The following is a 20,478-nucleotide window of genomic DNA, read 5'->3' as shown; positions in this document are numbered from 1 at the left end:
ATTTAAGATGAATAAAGCAGATTTCAATGGCGTTTGGGTTTTTGCAGAGCAAAGAGAAGGTCAATTACAAAAAGTTTCATTAGAATTATTAGGTGAAGGTAGAAAAATCGCTGATAAATTAGGATCAAAATTAACAGCGTTATTAATAGGAAATAAAGTTGAAGGTTTAGTTGAAGATTTATCAAGACATGGTGCTGATGAAGTACTAGTTGTTGATTCTCCAGAATTAGAGCATTACACAACTGACGGATATACTAAAGCTATATGTGAGTTAGCTAAGGCTAAAAAACCAAATATAATCTTTATAGGAGCAACATTCATAGGAAGAGACTTAGGTCCAAGAGTTGCTGCTAGATTAGAAACAGGTTTAACTGCTGACTGTACATCTTTAGATGTTGATGTTGAAAGTGGAGATTTATTAGCAACAAGACCAGCATTCGGTGGTAACTTAATGGCTACAATCGTATGTCCAGATCACAGACCTCAAATGGCTACAGTAAGACCAGGAGTTTTCGAAAAACTTCCACTAGGAGAAAATGATGCAACTGTAGAAAATGTTGAAATAGAATTTAATGCTAACGATATAAGAACAAAAATAGTTGAAATAGTTAAAGAACACAAAGATATCGTAGATATCTCAGAAGCTAACGTATTAGTTGCTGGTGGTAGAGGTGTTGGTTCAGAAGAAAACTTCAAAATGCTTAAGGAATTAGCAGAAGTTATGAACGGATCAATAGCAGCTTCAAGAGCAGCAGTAGAAAAAGGATGGGTAGATAAAGATTACCAAGTTGGACAAACAGGAAAAACTGTTAGACCAAACATATATGTAGCTTGTGGTATCTCAGGAGCTATACAACATGCTGCTGGTATGCAAGAATCAGATATGATAATAGCTATCAACAAAGATGCTAATGCTCCAATAATGAAAATTGCTGACTATGCAATAGTTGGAGATGTAAATAAAGTTGTTCCAGAATTTATAGCTCAATTAAAAGCTATGAAAGAGGAAGCTTAATTAAAAGGTAATATAACAAGGGTAAACTTATAAAATTTTTCAATTAATGGTGTAGGACTTTTCTGAGAAATCAGAAAAGTCCAATTAAAGAGAGTATTTAGGAGGAACTTAATATGGAAAAGATTTTTGTAATTGGTGCAGGTACAATGGGTGCTGGAATAGTTCAAGCATTCGCACAAAAAGGATATGAAGTTATCGTTAGAGATATCAAAGACGAGTTTGTTGATAGAGGAATAGCTGGAATCAATAAAGGTCTTACTAAATTAGTTTCTAAAGGAAAAATAACTGAAGAAGATAAAGAAGCGGTATTATCAAAAATCACTGGAACTACTGATTTAGGAATGGCTGCTGATTGTGACTTAGTTATAGAAGCTGCAGTAGAAAACATGGAAATCAAAAAGCAAATATTTGCTGAGTTAGATAAGATATGTAAAGAAGAAACTATATTAGCTTCAAATACATCTTCATTATCAATAACAGAAGTAGCTTCAGCTACAAACAGACCTGATAGAGTTATAGGAATGCATTTCTTTAATCCTGCAACAATAATGAAACTTGTTGAAGTAATAAGAGGTATGGCTACTTCACAAGAAACTTTTGACAAAGTAAAAGCTATGTCAGAAGCTATAGGAAAGACTCCAGTAGAAGTTGCTGAAGCACCAGGATTTGTAGTTAATAGAATACTTATTCCTATGATAAATGAAGCTGTTGAAATATATTCAGAAGGAATAGCTTCAGTTGAAGATATAGATACTTCAATGAAATTAGGAGCTAATCATCCAATGGGACCTTTAGCCTTAGGTGATTTAATAGGATTAGATGTTTGCTTAGCTATCATGGACGTATTATTCAAAGAAACTGGAGATAGTAAATATAGAGCTAGCAGTCTTTTAAGAAAATATGTTAGAGCTGGATGGTTAGGTAGAAAAACTGGTAGAGGATTCTACAACTACAATGTATAGAATTGAAATTTAAAAAAGTTTATAAAAATTAAATAATTTATATTATAAATATTTATTATAATAATTGCATAAATAGTTTTATAGTGTGATATTTATATGATTAAAATTTAGTTGAGTTATGCAAAAGAGGTTGATATTTTATCAACCTCTTTTTAGTTATTTTTTAGTTGATTTAATTTAAAAAATTCATTATAATTAGAGGAATGAAAATAAATATTAATTAATAACGTATATCATTAAGGGGGAAATATGTTAAAAAAATTTATACAATATTATAAACCATATAAAAAATTATTTATTTTAGATTTATTAGCAGCCTTTTTAGTTGCTGCTTGTGATTTAGTTTATCCTATGATTACAAGAAATATAATCAACAACGTTATTCCAAATAAACAAATAAGGTTGTTGTTTGTTTTTGCTACGGTGCTTACTTTGATATTCTTAGTTAAAGCAGGTTTAAACTACTTTATGCAATATTGGGGGCATGTAGTTGGTGTAAGAATGCAAGCAGATATGAGAAGAGATTTGTTTGAAAAATTACAAGACATGCCTAATAAATATTTTGATAATAATAAAACAGGGGTTCTTATGTCTAGAATAGTAAATGATCTTTTAGACATATCAGAATTGGCACACCATGGTCCAGAAGATTTATTTATATCAATAGTTATGTTATTTGGATCATTTATAATTTTATGTACAATAAATATACCTTTAACAATTATTACTTTTGCTCTTTTACCATTTTTAATTTTCTATACTATTAGAAAGAAAAATAAAATGAGGGAAGCATTTAAAGATACTAGAGTTAAAACTGGAGAAGTAAATGCTACTATAGAAAATAGTATTTCAGGTGTAAAAGTTACTAAATCATTTGGTAATAAGACTTATGAGATGGATAAGTTTGATAAGAGTAATAATATATTTAAAAAGGCAAGAGAACATGCATATAAAGCCATGGCTGAGTATTTTTCAGGAATGTTTTTCCTTATAGATATGCTTGAACTTATAGTATTAATAGCAGCTGGATATTTCACTTATTTAGGAAAAATAAATCTTGGGGATTTTGCAGCATATTTACTATATATAAAGATGTTTTTACAACCTATTAGAAAACTTATAAATTTCAATGAAATGTTCCAAAATGGGATGTCTGGTTTTGAAAGATATGAAGAAATTATGGGCGAAGAAAATGAAAAAGAAATTCCTAACGCAAAGGAACTTAAAGATGTAAAAGGGAAAATTTCAATAAAAGATGTTACTTTTAGATATGATAATAAGGAAAGTATACTAGAAAACTTTAATTTAGACATTAAAGCTGGTAAAATGGTTGCTTTAGTTGGTCCTTCAGGTGGAGGAAAAACAACAGTATGTAATCTTATTCCTAGATTTTATGACTATGAAAGTGGAAAGATATTTATAGATGATGTAGATATAAGCACTGTTACTTTAAAATCTTTAAGAGAAAACATAGGAATAGTTCAACAAGATGTATTCTTATTTACTGGAACTATAAAAGAAAATATAATGTATGGAAATCCTAAAGCAACTGAGGAAGAAGTTATAGAAGCAGCTAAAAATGCTTGTCTACATGACTTCATAATGGGATTAGAAGATGGATATGATACATTTATAGGAGAAAGAGGAGTTAAGCTTTCTGGTGGTCAAAAGCAAAGAATAGCAATAGCTAGAGTATTTTTAAAGAATCCTGCAATATTAATCTTAGATGAGGCTACTTCAGCTTTAGATAATGTTACTGAATATGAAATACAAAAAGCCTTAGAAGAATTAAGTAAGGATAGAACAACTCTTGTAGTTGCGCATAGACTTTCAACTGTTAAAAATTCTGATGAAATAATTGTGTTAACAGACAAGGGGATAGAAGAGAGAGGAAATCATGAAGAACTTATAAAACTTGGAGGAGTTTATAGTCACCTTCATAACCTATAGAATATTTGTTTTAGAATTGGTTGTATCAAAACTTTATTTAAAGTTACTTTTGATACAACCAATTTATATTTTAGAAGTATTTTAAAATATAAATTAAAAAAATATATTTGAAGAATTAAATACTAATAAAAAGTCATATTTTACATAATATTTGAATATAAATATAATAGGGCAATTGTATCTATATTTAATATTTAGTAAGGGTGAGTTTATGAGTAATAAAAAGATAGGTAATACAATATATTATATAGTTGTAGGTATGTTAGTTCTTATATTAATAAACAACTTTATGAGCAAGTCAGATGCAATATTTAAGGCTGTTGGGTTTAGAACATATTCAATATTAAGTGGAAGCATGGAACCTGAGATTAGAACCGGAGATTTAGTTATTGTTAAAAGTGCTGAAATTAATGAAGTTGATTCTGGAGATGTAATAACTTTTAAATATGAAGGAAATATTGTTACTCATAGAATTGTAGAAGAAAATGAAGAGGGGTTAATAACAAAAGGTGATAATAACAATGCAGAGGATACTGAGATGGTTAGAGAGGAAGATTTAATAGGAAAAGTCTTATTTCATATACCATTCCTAGGATATGTTACAGTATTTTTATCAAAGCCTATAGTTATATCTGGACTTATGGTATTAATTGCAATAAGTATTCTTTGGGATACTTTTAAAGGAGATAAGAAAAAAGTATTGAAGGCTTAGTTTATAACATGGAGGGTGATTCGAAAGAACACCTATCCATGTTTTTATTTTGTTTTATATAAAAAGACTATTTATTAATAACCTTTATTAGTATAATATTATTCATATAAGGTTTTATGAATAGAATTAGATAATACTTTTAGATTTAAATTCTAACTGGTTTATCTTATAGATATATAATTTTGAAAGAGAAATTTTTTTATTTATAATAACTATAAGATAAATATTGATATAATTAATAAAACTTTATTTTGGAGGGATAATATGTTAGTTGAAAAAGCAAGAGAAAAGTGGGATAAAAAACATGATTTGAATTGCGCAGAGTGCATAATGTATGCTGCAAATGAAGAATATAATTTAAATTTATCAAAGGAAACTTTAAAAGTAATGTCATCTTTTGGTGGTGGATTAGCAATAGGAAATGTATGTGGGGCAGCAACAGGTGCAGCTGGTATTCTTGGTGTTATGTTCACAGAGGATAGAGGACATCAAAGTCCTCAAACAAGAGCTTTCACAAAAGAGTTTATGGAAAAATTTTATGATAGATTAGGCGAATATAATTGTACTGAGTTAAAAGCTAAATATAAAAAAGACGATGATAGAAGATGCATAGTTATGATAGAGACTGCATCTGAAGTTTTAGATGAAATCGTAAGAAGAGAAAGATAGAAAGATAGGTGAAATAAATGGATTTTAAAAGTGTAGAGTATAGAGAGGATAAAGTAATATTAAAGGATACAAAAAACTTTAATATAAAACAAGTTTTTGAATGTGGGCAGTGCTTTAGATGGGAAAGAACAGAAAGTGGTTCATACATAGGAGTTGCCTTTGGAAGAGTTATAGAAGTTGCTCAAGAAGGTGATGATGTAATAATATATAACACTAATAAAGAGGATTTTGAAAATATTTGGGTAGATTATTTCGATTTAGAAAGAGATTATTCAAAGGTTAAAGAAGCTTTATCTTGGGATGATACCTTAAAAAGTGCTGTTGAGTTTGGATATGGAATAAGAATATTAAATCAAGATCCTTTTGAATTAGTTATTTCATTTATAATATCAGCAAGAAATAGCATACCTGTAATATCAAAAACAATAAAGAAAATAAGTGAAAGATGGGGAGAAGCAATAGAATATAAAGGAAATACCTATTATGCTTTCCCAACACCAGAGAGCTTAGCTAAGGCTTCAATAGATCAAATAAGAGAAACTGGTGCATCATTTAGAAGCAAATACATATATGATACAACTCAAAAGATATATAAATGTGAATTAGCAAAAAGAGGAATACTAGAAGCACCAGAAGAAGATATAGTTGAAATATTAGAAAAATATGATTTAGAAAAGATAACTAATATGGATGTTGATGGATGCCATAAAGGCCTTCAAGAATTCATGGGAGTAGGAGCAAAGGTAGCAGATTGTATAATGCTATTCTCTATGAAGAAAAGTTCAGCTTTCCCAGTTGATGTTTGGGTTAAAAGAGCTATGATGCATTTTTATGGTGCCGATGATGCTTCATTAAATAAGATAAGAATTTTTGCAAGAGAAAGATTTGGAGAATATTCAGGATTTGCTCAACAATATTTATTCTATTATGCAAGAGAAAATGGAATAAAAATATAGTTTTTAGATCAAGTAAAAAAAGAGTAGATTAAGAGCTTTATAAACTTGGGTTTAAGGAGCTAATAATCTACTTTTTTGTTAATAACGACCTTTTTTACGAATGGCTTTTGATTGTTTTATAGTAAAGTTAGCATCACCAGGGTGTTTCTTGATGAATTTTAAGTAACGTTTTATCTTCTCTTCATCTCTAAGCCTTGGTATAGAGTAAAGTCTAGAAGCTAATTCATAATTACTATATAAAGCATGTACTTGTTTGTGACAAGGCACGCAAAGCCAAGCTGTTTCTTGAAATCTTCCTCCTTTTTGACGAGGAATTAGATGATGTTCTGTGATTGTAGGAACTTCCCTTTCACAAAGATCACATATATGAGTTTCTTTATTCATATTCATCACACCTTAAATAATAGAATACTTATAAATATTATAATATATGTATTTAAATTTTAAAAAGCCGTTACTTTAATAGTTTGAAAATTTAAGAAGAATTATTCTATAATTTAAGGAAATATAATTTATTTTGAAGAAGAAAAAATAGGTTTATTTAGGTTATAAAAGATTTTGGATATTATAGAAAACATGATTACTAAAGATATTACCAATACTGCTAAGAATAAAAAATAGGATTCAGGTAAAACATTTATTATTTGGTCTTTTTGAGGATCAAATATCCAATAATCATTATTGAAAAATATTTTATGAAATAAAGTAAATAGTTTTGAAAAGTCAAAATAAAATCCTAAGAGTATAAAAAAGCAAATAATTAAAACTTCATAGAAGAATAGATTAAATGACTTCAATAAGACTTTAACTTTAGATTTTTTTATCAATATAAATAAAATTATTCCTAATATTAGACAAATAAATCCAGCTAGATAAACAGAAGTAAAAATATTTTTGACTTCTAAAAAGTGATATTCTCCAGTAGGACTCATTTTAAAATTTTCAAATTTAAGAGTAGTTTCATATGGCGAATTCAGGTAATTGATTATATTATTATAATCATTCATAATTTGATTTTTACTAAGGTTGCTTATTGCTGGTAGACTTTTAAAATCTAGAAAAAATGAATATAGTAATGGAGAATTATTAAGTGTTATTATAACGGAAAATATTATTGAACTAATTAATAAATATAAAGAAAGTAATATATTCTTTAAGACTCTAATCATTATTTACTCCTTAAAATAAATGTTTTTAATAATTCTAGACTTTTTTATAAAATATTAATCAAAGAATACATATTTTAAGAATACATTTAGTATTAATTTATAGTGTATGGTGTATTAATAAAGAGGAACTTGTCTAGAATTAAGAAGTAAAAGGTATAATTAAATTTTAAAAGATACTTAAAGGAAAATAGAGTATATTACAGAAAATAAAAGATAATTTAAATTAAAGAGAAAAAATAATAATAACATATTGTAAATTAATAAATTTAGTTATTGAATTTACAACTGGTAAATTATATTATATTAATAAGAATTAGCACTCTTTATTGAAGAGTGCTAAAAATTGAGTAATTAATTAGCATTTTTAAGGAGGGTTTTTGAATGAATATTAAACCACTTGGAGACAGAGTTGTCATTAAAAGATTAGAAGCAGAAGAAACTACTAAAAGCGGTATAATAGTTACTGGAACTGCTAAGGAAAGACCACAGGAAGCAGAAGTTATAGCAGTAGGACCAGGAGCAATAGTAGATGGAAAAAGAACTGAAATGGAAGTTAAGGTTGGAGATAAGGTTTTATACTCTAAATACGCAGGAACAGAAGTTAAGTTTGAAGGTGAAGAATATACTATCTTAAGACAAGATGATATACTTGCAATAGTTGAATAGTTTGAAAACATATAAATGCTTTAGATATTCATAATAAATTTGGGAGGTAGATTAATATGGCTAAAACATTATTATTTGGTGAAGAAGCAAGAAGGTCTATGCAAGCAGGTGTAGATAAATTAGCTAACACTGTTAAGGTTACATTAGGACCAAAAGGAAGAAATGTTATTTTAGATAAAAAATTTGGATCACCACTTATAACAAATGATGGAGTTACTATAGCAAGAGAAATTGAACTTGAGGATGCTTACGAAAATATGGGAGCTCAACTTGTTAAAGAGGTAGCTACTAAGACTAATGATGTGGCAGGAGACGGAACAACTACAGCTACACTATTAGCTCAAGCTATCATAAGAGAAGGATTAAAAAATGTAACAGCAGGAGCAAATCCTATATTAATAAGAAATGGAATTAGGCTTGCTGTTGAGAAGGCTGTTGAAGAAATAAAGAAAATTTCTAAACCTGTTAATGGAAAAGAAGATATTGCTAGAGTTGCTGCTATATCAGCCGCTGATGAAAAAATAGGTGAATTAATAGCAGATGCTATGGAGAAGGTCGGTAACGAAGGAGTTATCACTGTAGAAGAATCTAAGTCAATGGGAACTGAGTTAGATGTAGTAGAAGGTATGCAATTTGATAGAGGCTATGTATCAGCATATATGGTAACAGATACAGAAAAAATGGAAGCTGCTTTAGATAATCCATTAGTATTAATAACTGATAAGAAAGTAAGCAATATTCAAGATTTATTACCAATACTTGAGCAAATAGTTCAAGCAGGTAGAAAGCTTTTAATAATAGCTGATGATATAGAAGGCGAAGCTATGACAACATTAGTTGTTAATAAATTAAGAGGAACATTCACTTGTGTTGCTGTTAAGGCACCAGGATTTGGAGATAGAAGAAAAGAGATGTTACAAGATATAGCTATCTTAACAGGTGGAGTTGTTGTATCTGATGAATTAGGAAGAGATTTAAAAGAAGTTACATTAGATATGCTTGGAGAAGCTGAAAGTGTTAAGGTAACTAAAGATAATACAACAATAGTTAATGGAAGAGGAAATTCAGAAGAAATTAAAAATAGAATTAATCAAATAAAAATTCAATTGGAAGAGACTACTTCTGAGTTTGATAAAGAAAAATTACAAGAAAGACTTGCTAAACTAGCTGGTGGAGTTGCGGTGGTTAAAGTTGGTGCCGCTACAGAAACTGAGCTTAAGGAAAGTAAGCTAAGAATAGAAGATGCTTTAGCGGCTACAAAGGCAGCCGTTGAAGAAGGTATCGTTCCAGGTGGTGGAACTGCTTATGTAAATGTAATAAACGAAGTTGCTAAATTAACTTCAGATGTTCAAGATGAACAGGTTGGTATAAATATAATTGTAAGAGCCTTAGAAGAACCAATGAGACAAATAGCTCACAATGGAGGTTTAGAAGGTTCAGTTATAATAGAAAAGGTTAAGAATAGTGAAGCTGGTATAGGATTTGATGCTTTAAGAGGAGAATATAAAAATATGCTTAAAGCAGGTATTGTTGACCCAACTAAGGTTACAAGATCAGCTCTTCAAAATGCATCATCAGTAGCATCAACATTCTTAACAACAGAAGCTGCTGTAGCAGATATTCCAGAAAAAGAAATGCCTCAAGGTGCAGGTATGGGAATGGACGGAATGTATTAATGAAAAAAGGGATGGCATTTGTTTGTCATCTCTTTTTTATTGTATTATTTTGAAAATAATTACATAATATACTTTTAAAGGTTTAAATGTCGAAAAATCAATTGAAAATAGCATGTAAATAATTAATTTATAAACTAATTGTTATTAAAAGTATTAATTTTAAATTTTTAATTGGTGAAAAAAATATATATTAAAAAAAACAAAAAATATTGTATTATTTTGTAGACAACTGGAAAAATATGTGTTAATATAAATACATAAGTTACAAATGATTTTTTGAAAAACAAAAGAAATAGATACACTAAAGATAAAATAATGATTAACAAATGAACTTATAAAACAAAAGATATTAAAGTTACATATGATTTGAATTTATATAATAGCTTAATGCTATTACAACAAAAGACGTTAAAGAAAAACGAAAGAAGTTATAGAGTACGTACATAAATTAGAACAAACAAATGATTTAGATATACGAAAGATTTTAAGATAACTAAGGATTTTAAATAACATAAGAAATTTAATAAACGAATGATATATAGAAAGAGATTCTTTTTAAAAGAATCTCTTTTTTTATGTATAAAAATGGTAAAAAAGTCCATAATCCTAATATAAATCTAAAGTTAAAAATTATTTAACTTTATGAAAAATATAATAGGAGGGGTACAGAAATGGTATCACTAAAAAACACAAATTTTAAAAAAGAGGAATCTAGGAAAAAAAAGAAAAAGGGATTTACTTTAATTGAGTTGACTGTTGTTTTGGCTATTATGGCAATAATCATAACAGTCATAGCTCCAAATTTTTCCTCAGTAAAAGAAGGAGCTAGAACAAAAGTTGATGAACAAAACTGTGCGGCAATTGAAAGATCAGTAGAAATGCTATTAGCAGAAGATGTTATTGAAAGTAGTACAACAAATATAAAAATTGAACCTAATGATTCAGGGGTTGAAATATCAGGAATAAGTGGCGATGGAGAGAGTAAATTACAAGAGTTGCTTGAAGATTTAGATAAACCACAAAGTGGAGACTTCTATAATGTAAATATAGAAAATGGAAGAAAAGTAAAAGCAACAACAGGAAAAACAGAATCTTTTTAAAACTTAATTAGTTACAAGTTATATTTAAAGCTTTTGATAAAACTAAGATCAAAAGCTTATTTTTATAATGTGTAATTTAATGGATTATTAAGTATTATTTAAGAATATTGTTTATAAAAAGAAAAATAGTAAATTATTCATTTAATAAGATAAAAATGTTGTTTAAAATTATTTACAAAAAAATGTATGATGTTTATAATTAATATGAAATATTAATAAATAGTTAATTTTTTTAACTAATTTTGGAGGAACTGTGTCTATAATATTTTTTTTATTTGGATTAATAATTGGAAGTTTCTTGAATGTATGTATTTTTAGAATTCCTGCAGGTGAATCTATAGCATTTCCCCCTTCACACTGTGGTACATGCAAAAGAAACTTAAAACCTATAGATTTAGTACCTGTTTTAAGTTATTTATTCTTAGGGGGAAAGTGTAGATATTGTAAAACAAAAATATCTATAAGATATCCTCTAGTAGAATTACTTACAGGTTTTTTATATTTTTGTGTATATAAATATTATGGTATATCTTTTTTGACAATTAAGTATTTAGTCTTAATTACATTTCTTATAGTAATTTCACTTATAGATTATGATACTCAAGATGTTTATGCTGTTACAATTTATCCAGCAATATTACTTGGAATCATTTTTGCATTAATAGAAAAAATTTATTTTGGAGGAAGCATTTTAAATTATTTTTTTGGGTGCTTAATAGCAAGTGGAGTGATTTTTTTAGTTAGTAAGCTAACTGGAGCTATGGGAAGTGGAGACATAGAAATACATGCTATAGCAGGAATTTTTCTAGGATGGAAATTAGCTATAATAAATATATTTTTGTCATTTATAATCGGTGGAATATTAGCTGTTTTAGAGATTGTGTTCAAGAAAAAGAAAAGAGACGATTATATAGCTTTTGGACCAGCTATCGGTATATCAACTATAATATTAATTTTTATGGGAAATATTATAATTCCAATATATTTTGGAATTTAAGTATTTACTTTAGATAAAGGAGGATATTCCTTTGGTAAGTTATCAAAAGAAGCGTTTAGGAGATATCCTAATAGAATCAGGAAAACTGACAGAAAAAGAACTAAAAGAAGCTTTAGCAATTCAGAAACAAGTTGGTAAAAGACTTGGAGAAATACTTGTTGAGCAGAATTTTGTTACTGAAGAAGACATAATAGAGGTTTTAGAAAAACAATTAAATATAGAAAAGGTGAATCTTGAAATCATAACAATAGATAGAAGAGCTATAAAGATGATTTCTGAAACTGTCTGTAGAAAACACATGATATTTCCTTATGAAATAGATGGAAATATTATAAAGGTTGCTATGGCTGATCCTTTGGATATAGTAGCAATAGATGATGTTGAGATTTCTACAGGGTTAAAGGTTAAGCCTTATATAGCTTTAAAGCAATCTATTCAAAGAGCAATAGACATATATTATTCGAATCAGAAAGTTCTTTCAGTTGCAGAAGAATTATCAAAAGTATCAGGCGAAGAGAATAATGAACTTAATTTAGATAAAATTGAGGAAATTGATAATTTAGATAATGCACCTATTGTAAAAATGATAGAGTATGTTATTAAGAATGCAGTTGAAGAAAGAGCAAGTGATATACATATTGAATCTTATGAGAATATATTAAGGATTAGATATAGGATAGATGGTAAGCTACATACTATATCAACATTGCCAGTAGATACTTTAGCGCCCTTAGTAACACGTGTTAAAATACTGGCTAACCTTGATATATCGGAAAAAAGACTTCCACAGGATGGAAGAATACTTACTAAAGTAGGAAATAAACGAATAGATTTAAGAGTATCCATTTTACCTATGATAACAGGAGAAAAGATAGTTATAAGAATAGTAAATAGAGAGAACTTTATAATAGCTAAAGAAAGTCTTGGAATGAAGAAAGATGAGCTTGATTTATTAGAAAAAATAACTAAACATTCTAATGGATTAATACTTGTTACTGGGCCTACAGGTAGTGGTAAAACAACAACTCTTTATGCTATTTTGAATGAATTGAATATAGAGAGTAAAAATATTATTACGGTAGAAGACCCGGTTGAATGTGAAATAGAAGGAGTTAACCAAGTTAATGTTAATTTAAAAGCAGGGTTAACTTTCGCAACAGGATTAAGATCAATTTTAAGACAGGACCCTGATATTATAATGATTGGAGAAATTAGAGATACTGAAACGGCTCAAATTGCTATAAGAGCAGCTATTACAGGACATTTGGTTTTATCAACTTTGCATACTAATGATGCCCCTTCTAGTATTTTAAGATTAGAAGATATGGGAGTTCAAAAGTATCTAATAGCAAATGCTATTAAAGGAGTTATAGCTCAAAGACTTGTGAGAAAAATATGTCCTAAATGTGAAGAAAAGTATGAAGCAAATTCATATGAAAAATCGATTTTAGGAATAGATAAGCATGAAAATCTAATTTTACATAAAGGAAGAGGATGTGTTTATTGCAATAACACAGGTTATGTTGGAAGAGCTGGTATATATGAAATTATGGAAATTACTAAAAAACATAGAGATGCAATTTTAAATAGTGAAGGTGCTCATGTTCTTAAAGAAATTTCTATTAGACAAGGAATGAAAACTTTAGGACAAGCTTGTAGAGATTTAGTTTTAGAAGGGGTAACTACAGTAGAAGAAATGTTAGCAGTAACTCATGATGATTAGTTTTGATAAAAGAGAAGGAGATGAATTATGGCAAATTATAAATATAAGGCTATTAATTCAGAGGGACAAAGAATAGAAGGAACACAAACTGCCGATTCTGAGAGTCAAGTTAGGGAAATTCTTTTATCTAATGAATATTATCCTTTAAGCATAGAAGTAGTTAATGTCAGAAATAAAAAACGCTTTTCTTTTAGGCATAAAGTAAAACTAAAAGATATAGCAGTGTTTTGTAGACAATTCTATGTTATGTTAGATTCTGGTTTATCCGTAGGAAAAGTTTTAAATATATTAATAGAGCAGGATGAAAATCAGAAGATGAAGGAGGCATTAATTGGAGTAAATGCTGATGTAAAAAGAGGAGAAACTCTTGCTAGTTCTATGAAAAAAAGAAAAGGTGTTTTTCCCAATTTACTTACTAGTATGGTTGATGCAGGTGAGAGAAGTGGTAATTTAGATTTGATTCTAAAGAGAATGGCAGATTATTATGAAAAAGAGAATAAGATAAGAGGAAAAATAAAAAGTGCCATGATCTATCCTATAGTTTTAGGAATTGTTGCTATCATTGCAATAACTTTTATTCTTACCTTTGTAATGCCTACTTTTATGCAAATGTTTGAAGAAAATAATGTTGAGCTTCCAGCTATAACAAAATTTGTTTTAGGAACAAGCAAAATTTTGGGGAAATATGGAATAATATTATTTTTAATTTTAGTTTTGGGGATTTATTTCCTAGGAAAATATTTTAGGAGTGAAGAAGGTCAATATAGATTAAGTATTATAAATTTAAAAATTCCAGTTATAAAAAAGCTTACTCAAAAGATAATAGTTTCTAGATTTACAAGGACTATGGGAATAGTTTCTTCAAGTGGTATGTCTTTGGTTACCTCACTTGAGATTGTGGCTTCTGTTGTGGGAAATAAGATTGCAGAAAAGGAATTATTAAGAGTTAAGGATAAGGTTGTAAGAGGGGAAAGTCTTGGAGATTCAATTATGACAATTAAAATTTTTCCACCAATGCTTGCTTCTATGGTTAAAGTTGGAGAAGAATCTGGTTCTTTAGATAGTATATTAGATAAGACGGCTGATTTTTACGATGATGAGTTAGAGAGAGGAATACAGACTGCAACAGCTTTAATAGAGCCTTTTATGATAGTTGTTATGGGAGTAATTATAGGATTCCTATTAATTTCGATATTAACGCCTATGTTTAAGATGTATAACAGTATAGGTTAAGTTTAAGGAGGCGATAGTCTTGAGTATTAATAAAAGACTAAAGAAAAAAGGCTTTACTCTTATTGAACTTATTATAGTAATAGCAATAATAGCTATTTTGGCTGCAATAGCTATATTAAACTTTTTAGCTATTCAAAGGAAGGCTAAGGTTAATGCTGATATAGCTACCGGAAAAAGTTTGTATGATATAACTACGACTTTAATAGCAGAAGGCAAATCAAAAATGCCAGAACATACTGGAACTGGTAATGATGAAAGATGGGGGTATGGTATTGATTTATCTTCTTCTTATGATCAATCAAATTTAGTGAAAGCATATTTGCAAAATGGTGAATTACCTAAACCTCAATCAGTTAGTGGAGGATATTTTTATATAAATGTTCAGTTTGAATATGAAAATGGAAAACTTAATTTAAGTAAACCAATAATAAACGTATCCATCATTAACTCTAATAATAAAACAGTAGGCGATGTATATCCCACTCAAACAGGTATTTTAAAATTAGATTAAAAACTTAGACAAGCTAAGTTTAATAGTTTATGTAGTTAAAAATAATGTACTTTGAGAGTTACATCTAACTCTGACAGTGATTTTAAAAGAAATTAATAGTCTTTTGGGCTTTTAATAGATTACATATTATTTTAAGGAGGAAAACAAATGAATACAAAAAAACAAAATAAAAAGAAAAAAGGTTTTACTTTAATTGAGTTAATTATAGTAATAGCAATAATAGCAATATTAGCAGCAATAGCAATACCTAATTTCTTATCAATACAAAGAAAAGCTAAAGTAAAGGCTGATATAGCAAGTGCTAAAACAGTATATGATGCAACATCAGCATTAATAGCAGAGGGAAAAATAGTACCAGGCTCTAAAGATGCTACAGTATTAGCAAATGTTACACCAATAGATGGAACAAAAGATGTAAATGCAGATATACAAGACATACAAAATTATCTTCAAACAATACCTAAACCTGAATCAGTTGATAATGCTCACTTTGCAGTTAAAATAACTGGAACTGAATCTAACCCAGTTATACAAATATATATAGATGGAACAAGTGATGTATTAGTTTATCCTAATCCAACAGATGCTGAATATCAATTAAACTAGTAAGGAGGAAAACAAATGAATACAAAAAAACAAAATAAAAAGAAAAAAGGTTTTACTTTAATTGAGTTAATTATAGTAATAGCAATAATAGCAATATTAGCGGCTATAGCTATTCCAAACTTCTTATCAATTCAAAGAAAAGCTAAAGTTAAGGCAGATGTAGCCAGTGCGAAAACAATATATGATGCAACTTCAGCTTTAATAGCAGAAGGTCAAATAATTGCTCCTGGTGCAGATAAGACGATAACTTTAACTTTAAATGCTGATGGAATAGTTAATGGTGGTGACGGAAAAGATGATCCATCAACAGATCCTGGAATGGATGCACAAGATTTACAAAACTATTTACAAACAATTCCACTTGCTCAATCAGTAGATAAAGGAATATTTAAAGTTACAATTACAGGACCTGAAAGCAAACCTGTTATACAAGTAGATATTAATGATAAAAATATTTATCCTACAGCAGATTCAGAATATGCTTTAAATAAATAAGCTAAGTAAATAGCAAAATAATAAGTAATAAAATTATAAAATTATAAAGTGTAAGGACCAAGTATCCTTACACTTTTCAACTATAAAAGGCAAGGAGGGATCCCCTTGAATTTAGAGAAGAAAGATAAAAAAAACATATTGCAAATGGATGTTAGTGATATATTAAAAGTTTTTAAGAGAAAAAAGCAGAATAAAAAAACGATTAAAACTGCTAAGGTAATTTCTAAAAAGGCAGTATCTATAGATATTGGAAGCGAAAATATAAAGGTTGTAGTTGGAAGATACAACAAGAATAAAGTTGCTATAGAAAAAGCTTTTAAAATATCAACTCCAGAGGGTGCAATTGAAGATGGACATATAAAAAATATTGATGAGCTAAGTGACGTTATAGGTGATGCTTTAGATTTACATAAGGTAAATGTTGATAATATTATTTTTACTACTAATAGTACATCAATAATAAATAGAACCATAATGATACCTAAAGTAAATGAAGATGAAATAGAAACTGTAATTAAGTATGAAGTTAAACAATATCTTCCTATAAATTTAGAAGAACATATGATTCAATACAATATATTAAGTGAGAAAGTTATTGAGGGAAAGGAAAAATTAGAGGTTCTTATAGTTGTTTACCCTAATAGAATGATTTATTCCTATGAAGAGCTTACTAATTTGATTGGTGGAAAACCATATGCACTTGATTTAAATTACAATTCTAAGAGAAAGGCACTTTATGTAATGAATCCATATATAAAGGAAACAGTTTTAAGCATGGATATAGGTGCAAATAATATTAGCCTAACAATAATAAGTAATAATGAACTTGTTTTAATTAAAACAATAAATTCAGGTGGTAATCATTTAGATCATGAAATATCAAGAATGTTAGGACTGTCATTACAAGAAGCAGAAAGTGAGAAAAAAGAAAGTTGTAATTTAATGAGTAGAGAAGAGGGCCCTTTAGAACACTGTGTTAAAGAAAGTGTAGATATGTGGTTTGACGAAGCAAATAGATTGATAAAGTATTATAAAAGTAAAAATTCTCAGGGTAAAATAGATAAAATATATCTTTGTGGTGGTGGAGCTAACATAAAAGGACTAGAGAGATATGTTTCAACTAAATTTGATATGAGAGTTAAAATACTTCAAGGAAATAGCAATATAGAATTTAAAAAGAACGTAGATGAAGTAAGTATTTCTGAATACATAAATGCTATTGGAGCCTTAATAAGACTTTAGGTTGGTGATTAATAATGAGAGATTTTAACTTTTTCTCCCATATAGTTCAAGAAAGAAAAAGTGATTCAACAAGAAAATATATAGGGTTAAGTATACTAGGAGTAATTTTATTTATATTTATAGCAAGTTTTACAATAAATTTTGTGAAAATTCATCTTTTGAAAAAGCAAATAAGTACTTATGAAGCTGAAATAAATGCTGTTGATATGAAAGAAAATTTAGCTCAGGCAAAAAAAATTGATTCAGAACACTCTACTTTAGAAAAATATTATACAAATGTAAAAGCGGCTTCAGAACAAATTTGTAGTAATGACTATGTAAATACACAAAGAATAAAAATAATAAATAGTACAGTACCTAATGATGTTATATTTACTCAAATAAGCATAGATAATAAGAATTTAACAATCCAAGCTTTATCCAAAACAAGAAGTGCAATAAGTGATTTACAGTATAATTTAAATAATCTTGGATTTATTGAAAATACATATATAAGTGGTATTGGAGAAAGAGATGCAAAAGGAGAATATTCATTCTCTATAAGTTGTACTCTAAAGGAGGTAGGAAGTAATGAAAATAACTAAAAAAGAAAAGACTTTATTATTTGTCCTAGCTCTTGGAATTCTTGGCTTTGGATATTATAAATTAGTATGGGATTATCAATACAGTGAATTAAAATCTTTAGAGAGTAAAAAACAAAGTACTGAAAAAGAATATGAAGATGATGTGAAAATGGTTCAATCTATGGAACCAAATAAAGAAGAAATAAATATATTTAATACAGAAATCAACAATTTAACATCTAGATTTTATTCAAGTATTGAGCAACCTAATATTATTTTAGAGTTAAATAATTTAATGAATAATACTAATGTTAAGGGAACTATGAGCTTTTCTGAAGTAAAAGCTCTTCCAGTTGTACAAAAGAGTGATAAACAAAGTAATAATGAGAATGGTGAAGAAAATCAAAATCAGATACAAGGTATAGTAAATGATTATAATAATATAGTTGATGATAAAAAACAAGAAACTTCAAGTAAGAAACAAGAAGAGATTTACAACTTAAATCAAATGACTATTTCTTTAAGTGTAAATGGAACTTATGATGATATTATGAATTTTATGAAGGCTCTTGATGAAAATCCTAAGCATATAAATATACTTAATTTTAATTTAAGCGCTCAAACTGATGGGAAAGTTTCAGCTAATATAAATATACAATTAATTGCAATACCAAAGATTGATGCTACAACTGAAGAGTTTACAACAGCTGATGATAAATATGGTAAGGAAAATCCTTTTTCAGGAGCAAGTGTTGCAGGTAGTGGAACACTAGAAAGTCAATTAGAAAATTCAAAAACAAAAAATGATTTTTTAATGACTATTAGACCAATAAACTCAGATTTACCAACTATAGTATTAGGTAAAGCTGAAGATAAAAATAAGACAAGTTATTTAAGTAACGATGAAAATGATGTTACCAATGTAGAAATGTACATAACTGAAAAGGATGGTAAATATTATTATAAATATAAAGTAGGAAGTAAGACATATCCAGCAGATTTTAGTGGAGATGGTGAAGAATTTAAGCCAAATGGAAATGATATAAATTTTGAAATTTTCTCAGAGAAAAGAGGAAATAATGATGATAAATCTGGAGTTAATATAAAAATAGTAAATAGTTCAGATAAAAATGTTAATTTGGTTGTAGATAAGGATGATACATCCAATCCAAGAGTTAACGTAACAACAGAAGGTAAAGTGAAAGTAATAAAAAACTAGAAGAGGTGTGAAGCTTATGGGTATCAAAAAAAGAAAAAGTAAAAAAGGATTTACAGTGATAGAAGCTATAATTAGTTTGGTTTTGTTTACCTTAATAATGATACCCTTAGGAAGCTTTACTTTGACAGCAATTAAAACATCTAGCAAAAGTGCAGAAAAACAACAGGCTATAGACTTAGCACAAAGTACTCTTGAACAGATAAAAGCTTTAAAAGTTGATAAGTTATATAATTTATCAAATTATCCAGATACAAATAAGATAGTTTTGAATAATGGCATAATGATAACTTTGAATAAAGAAAATAATAGTGAAAATAATTTTGATTCATATAAAGTTAATGGTGTTGTTAAGTTTAATAATACAAATAAAAACTTTGAGGTTGAGGGAACTATAACACCAAATTTAAGTGGATATAACAATGATAAGGATGAAAATAATGAAAGTAATAAATTAGATTTTAATTATTGCGTTTATATTGGTAATACTAGTATTACTGTTTACAGAATAATAAATAGAGAGTGGTACAGGTTAAAATATAAACGAATTAACAATTTAAATAATGAGTTGCTTGAATTAACCATAGATAAAAATAGTGATGGAACTGTTGATATTAAATCAACTCATGAGGGAAATGATATCACAGTTAATAATGATAATGTGAAAACTGAAAGTGATATAAATAAAGCTGATTTAGCTAAAGAAAGCAAAGATTCTAAAGTGAAAGTTCTTTTTTATGAAGATGAAAAAAATAAATCTATAAAGTTAAGGGCTTTAAACAGTGATTTAGAAGGAGACTTAAGTATATATGCTTATAAATACAAGGGAAGTGGCGTAAGATATTATGATACTATTGAAGATACAAAGCCACAAGGGATAGTTAAGATCTACAAAAACTATGTTGAAAAGTCTCCTTATGACAATAAGGTAGGGTTATATGATATAAATTTAAATATAAAGTGTGGGAATGAAGAAATATACAACCTTAAAGCTACAGAATTTATAGGAGAGTGATT

The 20,478-nt window shown here is 28.1% G+C and carries 21 protein-coding genes; 19 read left to right on the top strand and 2 right to left on the bottom strand.

Annotated features, from left to right (window positions below; all coding sequences use genetic code 11):
• Nucleotides 1-7: 7 nt before the first annotated feature.
• The 6 genes from AC2A4K_RS15165 to AC2A4K_RS15140 all read left to right on the top strand — a co-directional run bounded on the left by AC2A4K_RS15165 (nucleotide 8) and on the right by AC2A4K_RS15140 (nucleotide 6,264).
• Nucleotides 8-1,015, top strand: coding sequence for an electron transfer flavoprotein subunit alpha/FixB family protein (locus tag AC2A4K_RS15165; RefSeq protein WP_322505080.1), 1,008 nt, complete (start codon nucleotides 8-10; stop codon nucleotides 1,013-1,015).
• A 113-nt stretch (nucleotides 1,016-1,128) separates the two neighbouring features.
• The gene (locus tag AC2A4K_RS15160; RefSeq protein ID WP_322505081.1) at nucleotides 1,129-1,977 is read left to right on the top strand and encodes a 3-hydroxybutyryl-CoA dehydrogenase; all 849 of its coding nucleotides are present in this window, start codon (nucleotides 1,129-1,131) and stop codon (nucleotides 1,975-1,977) included.
• A 249-nt stretch (nucleotides 1,978-2,226) separates the two neighbouring features.
• On the top strand, nucleotides 2,227-3,927 hold the full coding sequence (locus AC2A4K_RS15155; RefSeq protein ID WP_322505082.1) for an ABC transporter ATP-binding protein: 1,701 nt from the start codon (nucleotides 2,227-2,229) through the stop codon (nucleotides 3,925-3,927).
• Between the two features lie 211 nt (nucleotides 3,928-4,138).
• Nucleotides 4,139-4,639, top strand: a complete 501-nt coding sequence (locus AC2A4K_RS15150; protein ID WP_322505083.1) for a signal peptidase I — start codon at nucleotides 4,139-4,141, stop codon at nucleotides 4,637-4,639.
• A gap of 264 nt (nucleotides 4,640-4,903) precedes the next feature.
• Entirely contained in the window at nucleotides 4,904-5,308 is a 405-nt protein-coding gene (locus tag AC2A4K_RS15145; protein WP_322505084.1) for a C-GCAxxG-C-C family protein, read from the top strand.
• A 17-nt stretch (nucleotides 5,309-5,325) separates the two neighbouring features.
• Nucleotides 5,326-6,264 (top strand): DNA-3-methyladenine glycosylase family protein, encoded by a 939-nt coding sequence (locus AC2A4K_RS15140; protein ID WP_322505085.1) that lies wholly within the window; start codon nucleotides 5,326-5,328, stop codon nucleotides 6,262-6,264.
• Between the two features lie 78 nt (nucleotides 6,265-6,342).
• On the opposite strand, the gene AC2A4K_RS15135 is transcribed toward AC2A4K_RS15140, so the two are convergent.
• Nucleotides 6,343-6,648: an HNH endonuclease gene (locus AC2A4K_RS15135; protein ID WP_322505086.1), complete on the bottom strand. Its 306-nt coding sequence runs from the start codon at nucleotides 6,646-6,648 to the stop codon at nucleotides 6,343-6,345.
• A gap of 128 nt (nucleotides 6,649-6,776) precedes the next feature.
• Nucleotides 6,777-7,433, bottom strand: coding sequence for a TIGR01906 family membrane protein (locus AC2A4K_RS15130; protein ID WP_322505087.1), 657 nt, complete (start codon nucleotides 7,431-7,433; stop codon nucleotides 6,777-6,779).
• Between the two features lie 381 nt (nucleotides 7,434-7,814).
• Between AC2A4K_RS15130 and groES the strand changes: the two genes are divergently transcribed.
• The 13 genes from groES (at nucleotide 7,815) to AC2A4K_RS15065 (ending at nucleotide 20,476) form a co-directional block, all read left to right on the top strand.
• Nucleotides 7,815-8,099 carry a co-chaperone GroES gene (gene groES / locus AC2A4K_RS15125; RefSeq protein WP_322505088.1) on the top strand — a complete coding sequence of 95 codons (285 nt, stop codon included), beginning with the start codon at nucleotides 7,815-7,817 and terminating at the stop codon, nucleotides 8,097-8,099.
• A gap of 56 nt (nucleotides 8,100-8,155) precedes the next feature.
• The gene (gene groL, locus AC2A4K_RS15120; protein WP_322505089.1) at nucleotides 8,156-9,775 is read left to right on the top strand and encodes a chaperonin GroEL; all 1,620 of its coding nucleotides are present in this window, start codon (nucleotides 8,156-8,158) and stop codon (nucleotides 9,773-9,775) included.
• Nucleotides 9,776-10,446: 671 nt separating this feature from the next.
• Nucleotides 10,447-10,875: a type II secretion system protein gene (locus tag AC2A4K_RS15115; protein ID WP_322505090.1), complete on the top strand. Its 429-nt coding sequence runs from the start codon at nucleotides 10,447-10,449 to the stop codon at nucleotides 10,873-10,875.
• Nucleotides 10,876-11,128: 253 nt separating this feature from the next.
• On the top strand, nucleotides 11,129-11,872 hold the full coding sequence (locus AC2A4K_RS15110) for a prepilin peptidase (RefSeq protein ID WP_322505091.1): 744 nt from the start codon (nucleotides 11,129-11,131) through the stop codon (nucleotides 11,870-11,872).
• A 31-nt stretch (nucleotides 11,873-11,903) separates the two neighbouring features.
• A complete protein-coding gene (locus tag AC2A4K_RS15105) occupies nucleotides 11,904-13,595 on the top strand; it encodes a GspE/PulE family protein (RefSeq protein WP_322505092.1) in 1,692 nt (563 codons plus the stop codon).
• 27 nt (nucleotides 13,596-13,622) lie between these two features.
• Nucleotides 13,623-14,828, top strand: coding sequence for a type II secretion system F family protein (locus AC2A4K_RS15100; protein WP_322505093.1), 1,206 nt, complete (start codon nucleotides 13,623-13,625; stop codon nucleotides 14,826-14,828).
• A 19-nt stretch (nucleotides 14,829-14,847) separates the two neighbouring features.
• Nucleotides 14,848-15,339: a prepilin-type N-terminal cleavage/methylation domain-containing protein gene (locus AC2A4K_RS15095; protein WP_322505094.1), complete on the top strand. Its 492-nt coding sequence runs from the start codon at nucleotides 14,848-14,850 to the stop codon at nucleotides 15,337-15,339.
• A 147-nt stretch (nucleotides 15,340-15,486) separates the two neighbouring features.
• Nucleotides 15,487-15,945, top strand: a complete 459-nt coding sequence (locus AC2A4K_RS15090; RefSeq protein ID WP_322505095.1) for a prepilin-type N-terminal cleavage/methylation domain-containing protein — start codon at nucleotides 15,487-15,489, stop codon at nucleotides 15,943-15,945.
• A gap of 15 nt (nucleotides 15,946-15,960) precedes the next feature.
• Complete coding sequence (locus AC2A4K_RS15085; RefSeq protein ID WP_322505096.1) at nucleotides 15,961-16,440, top strand: prepilin-type N-terminal cleavage/methylation domain-containing protein; 480 nt, start codon at nucleotides 15,961-15,963, stop codon at nucleotides 16,438-16,440.
• Between the two features lie 144 nt (nucleotides 16,441-16,584).
• A complete protein-coding gene (gene pilM, locus AC2A4K_RS15080; protein WP_416173366.1) occupies nucleotides 16,585-17,682 on the top strand; it encodes a type IV pilus assembly protein PilM in 1,098 nt (365 codons plus the stop codon).
• Between the two features lie 14 nt (nucleotides 17,683-17,696).
• The gene (locus AC2A4K_RS15075; RefSeq protein WP_322505098.1) at nucleotides 17,697-18,266 is read left to right on the top strand and encodes a PilN domain-containing protein; all 570 of its coding nucleotides are present in this window, start codon (nucleotides 17,697-17,699) and stop codon (nucleotides 18,264-18,266) included.
• Nucleotides 18,253-19,464: a hypothetical protein gene (locus tag AC2A4K_RS15070; RefSeq protein WP_322505099.1), complete on the top strand. Its 1,212-nt coding sequence runs from the start codon at nucleotides 18,253-18,255 to the stop codon at nucleotides 19,462-19,464. Before AC2A4K_RS15075 ends, AC2A4K_RS15070 begins: the two co-directional genes overlap by 14 nt.
• Nucleotides 19,465-19,480: 16 nt before the next feature.
• Nucleotides 19,481-20,476, top strand: a complete 996-nt coding sequence (locus AC2A4K_RS15065) for a type IV pilus modification PilV family protein (protein WP_322505100.1) — start codon at nucleotides 19,481-19,483, stop codon at nucleotides 20,474-20,476.
• The last annotated feature ends 2 nt before the right edge of the window (nucleotides 20,477-20,478 follow it).

This window comes from Clostridium sp. LIBA-8841 (genome assembly GCF_057782475.1).
Note: the sequence above shows the minus strand (reverse complement) of the source record. Positions and strands in the feature narration are given on the sequence as shown.

Coding starts and splice junctions, on each gene's coding strand:
- AC2A4K_RS15065 (WP_322505100.1), top strand. CDS start 19,481: ATGGGTATCAAAAAAAGAAAAAGTAAAAAAGGATTTACAGTGATAGAA.
- AC2A4K_RS15165 (WP_322505080.1), top strand. CDS start 8: ATGAATAAAGCAGATTTCAATGGCGTTTGGGTTTTTGCAGAGCAAAGA.
- AC2A4K_RS15155 (WP_322505082.1), top strand. CDS start 2,227: ATGTTAAAAAAATTTATACAATATTATAAACCATATAAAAAATTATTT.
- AC2A4K_RS15140 (WP_322505085.1), top strand. CDS start 5,326: ATGGATTTTAAAAGTGTAGAGTATAGAGAGGATAAAGTAATATTAAAG.
- AC2A4K_RS15150 (WP_322505083.1), top strand. CDS start 4,139: ATGAGTAATAAAAAGATAGGTAATACAATATATTATATAGTTGTAGGT.
- AC2A4K_RS15100 (WP_322505093.1), top strand. CDS start 13,623: ATGGCAAATTATAAATATAAGGCTATTAATTCAGAGGGACAAAGAATA.
- AC2A4K_RS15075 (WP_322505098.1), top strand. CDS start 17,697: ATGAGAGATTTTAACTTTTTCTCCCATATAGTTCAAGAAAGAAAAAGT.
- AC2A4K_RS15130 (WP_322505087.1), bottom strand. CDS start 7,433: ATGATTAGAGTCTTAAAGAATATATTACTTTCTTTATATTTATTAATT.
- AC2A4K_RS15090 (WP_322505095.1), top strand. CDS start 15,487: ATGAATACAAAAAAACAAAATAAAAAGAAAAAAGGTTTTACTTTAATT.
- AC2A4K_RS15115 (WP_322505090.1), top strand. CDS start 10,447: ATGGTATCACTAAAAAACACAAATTTTAAAAAAGAGGAATCTAGGAAA.
- groL (WP_322505089.1), top strand. CDS start 8,156: ATGGCTAAAACATTATTATTTGGTGAAGAAGCAAGAAGGTCTATGCAA.
- pilM (WP_416173366.1), top strand. CDS start 16,585: ATGGATGTTAGTGATATATTAAAAGTTTTTAAGAGAAAAAAGCAGAAT.
- AC2A4K_RS15135 (WP_322505086.1), bottom strand. CDS start 6,648: ATGAATAAAGAAACTCATATATGTGATCTTTGTGAAAGGGAAGTTCCT.
- AC2A4K_RS15145 (WP_322505084.1), top strand. CDS start 4,904: ATGTTAGTTGAAAAAGCAAGAGAAAAGTGGGATAAAAAACATGATTTG.
- groES (WP_322505088.1), top strand. CDS start 7,815: ATGAATATTAAACCACTTGGAGACAGAGTTGTCATTAAAAGATTAGAA.
- AC2A4K_RS15085 (WP_322505096.1), top strand. CDS start 15,961: ATGAATACAAAAAAACAAAATAAAAAGAAAAAAGGTTTTACTTTAATT.
- AC2A4K_RS15070 (WP_322505099.1), top strand. CDS start 18,253: ATGAAAATAACTAAAAAAGAAAAGACTTTATTATTTGTCCTAGCTCTT.
- AC2A4K_RS15160 (WP_322505081.1), top strand. CDS start 1,129: ATGGAAAAGATTTTTGTAATTGGTGCAGGTACAATGGGTGCTGGAATA.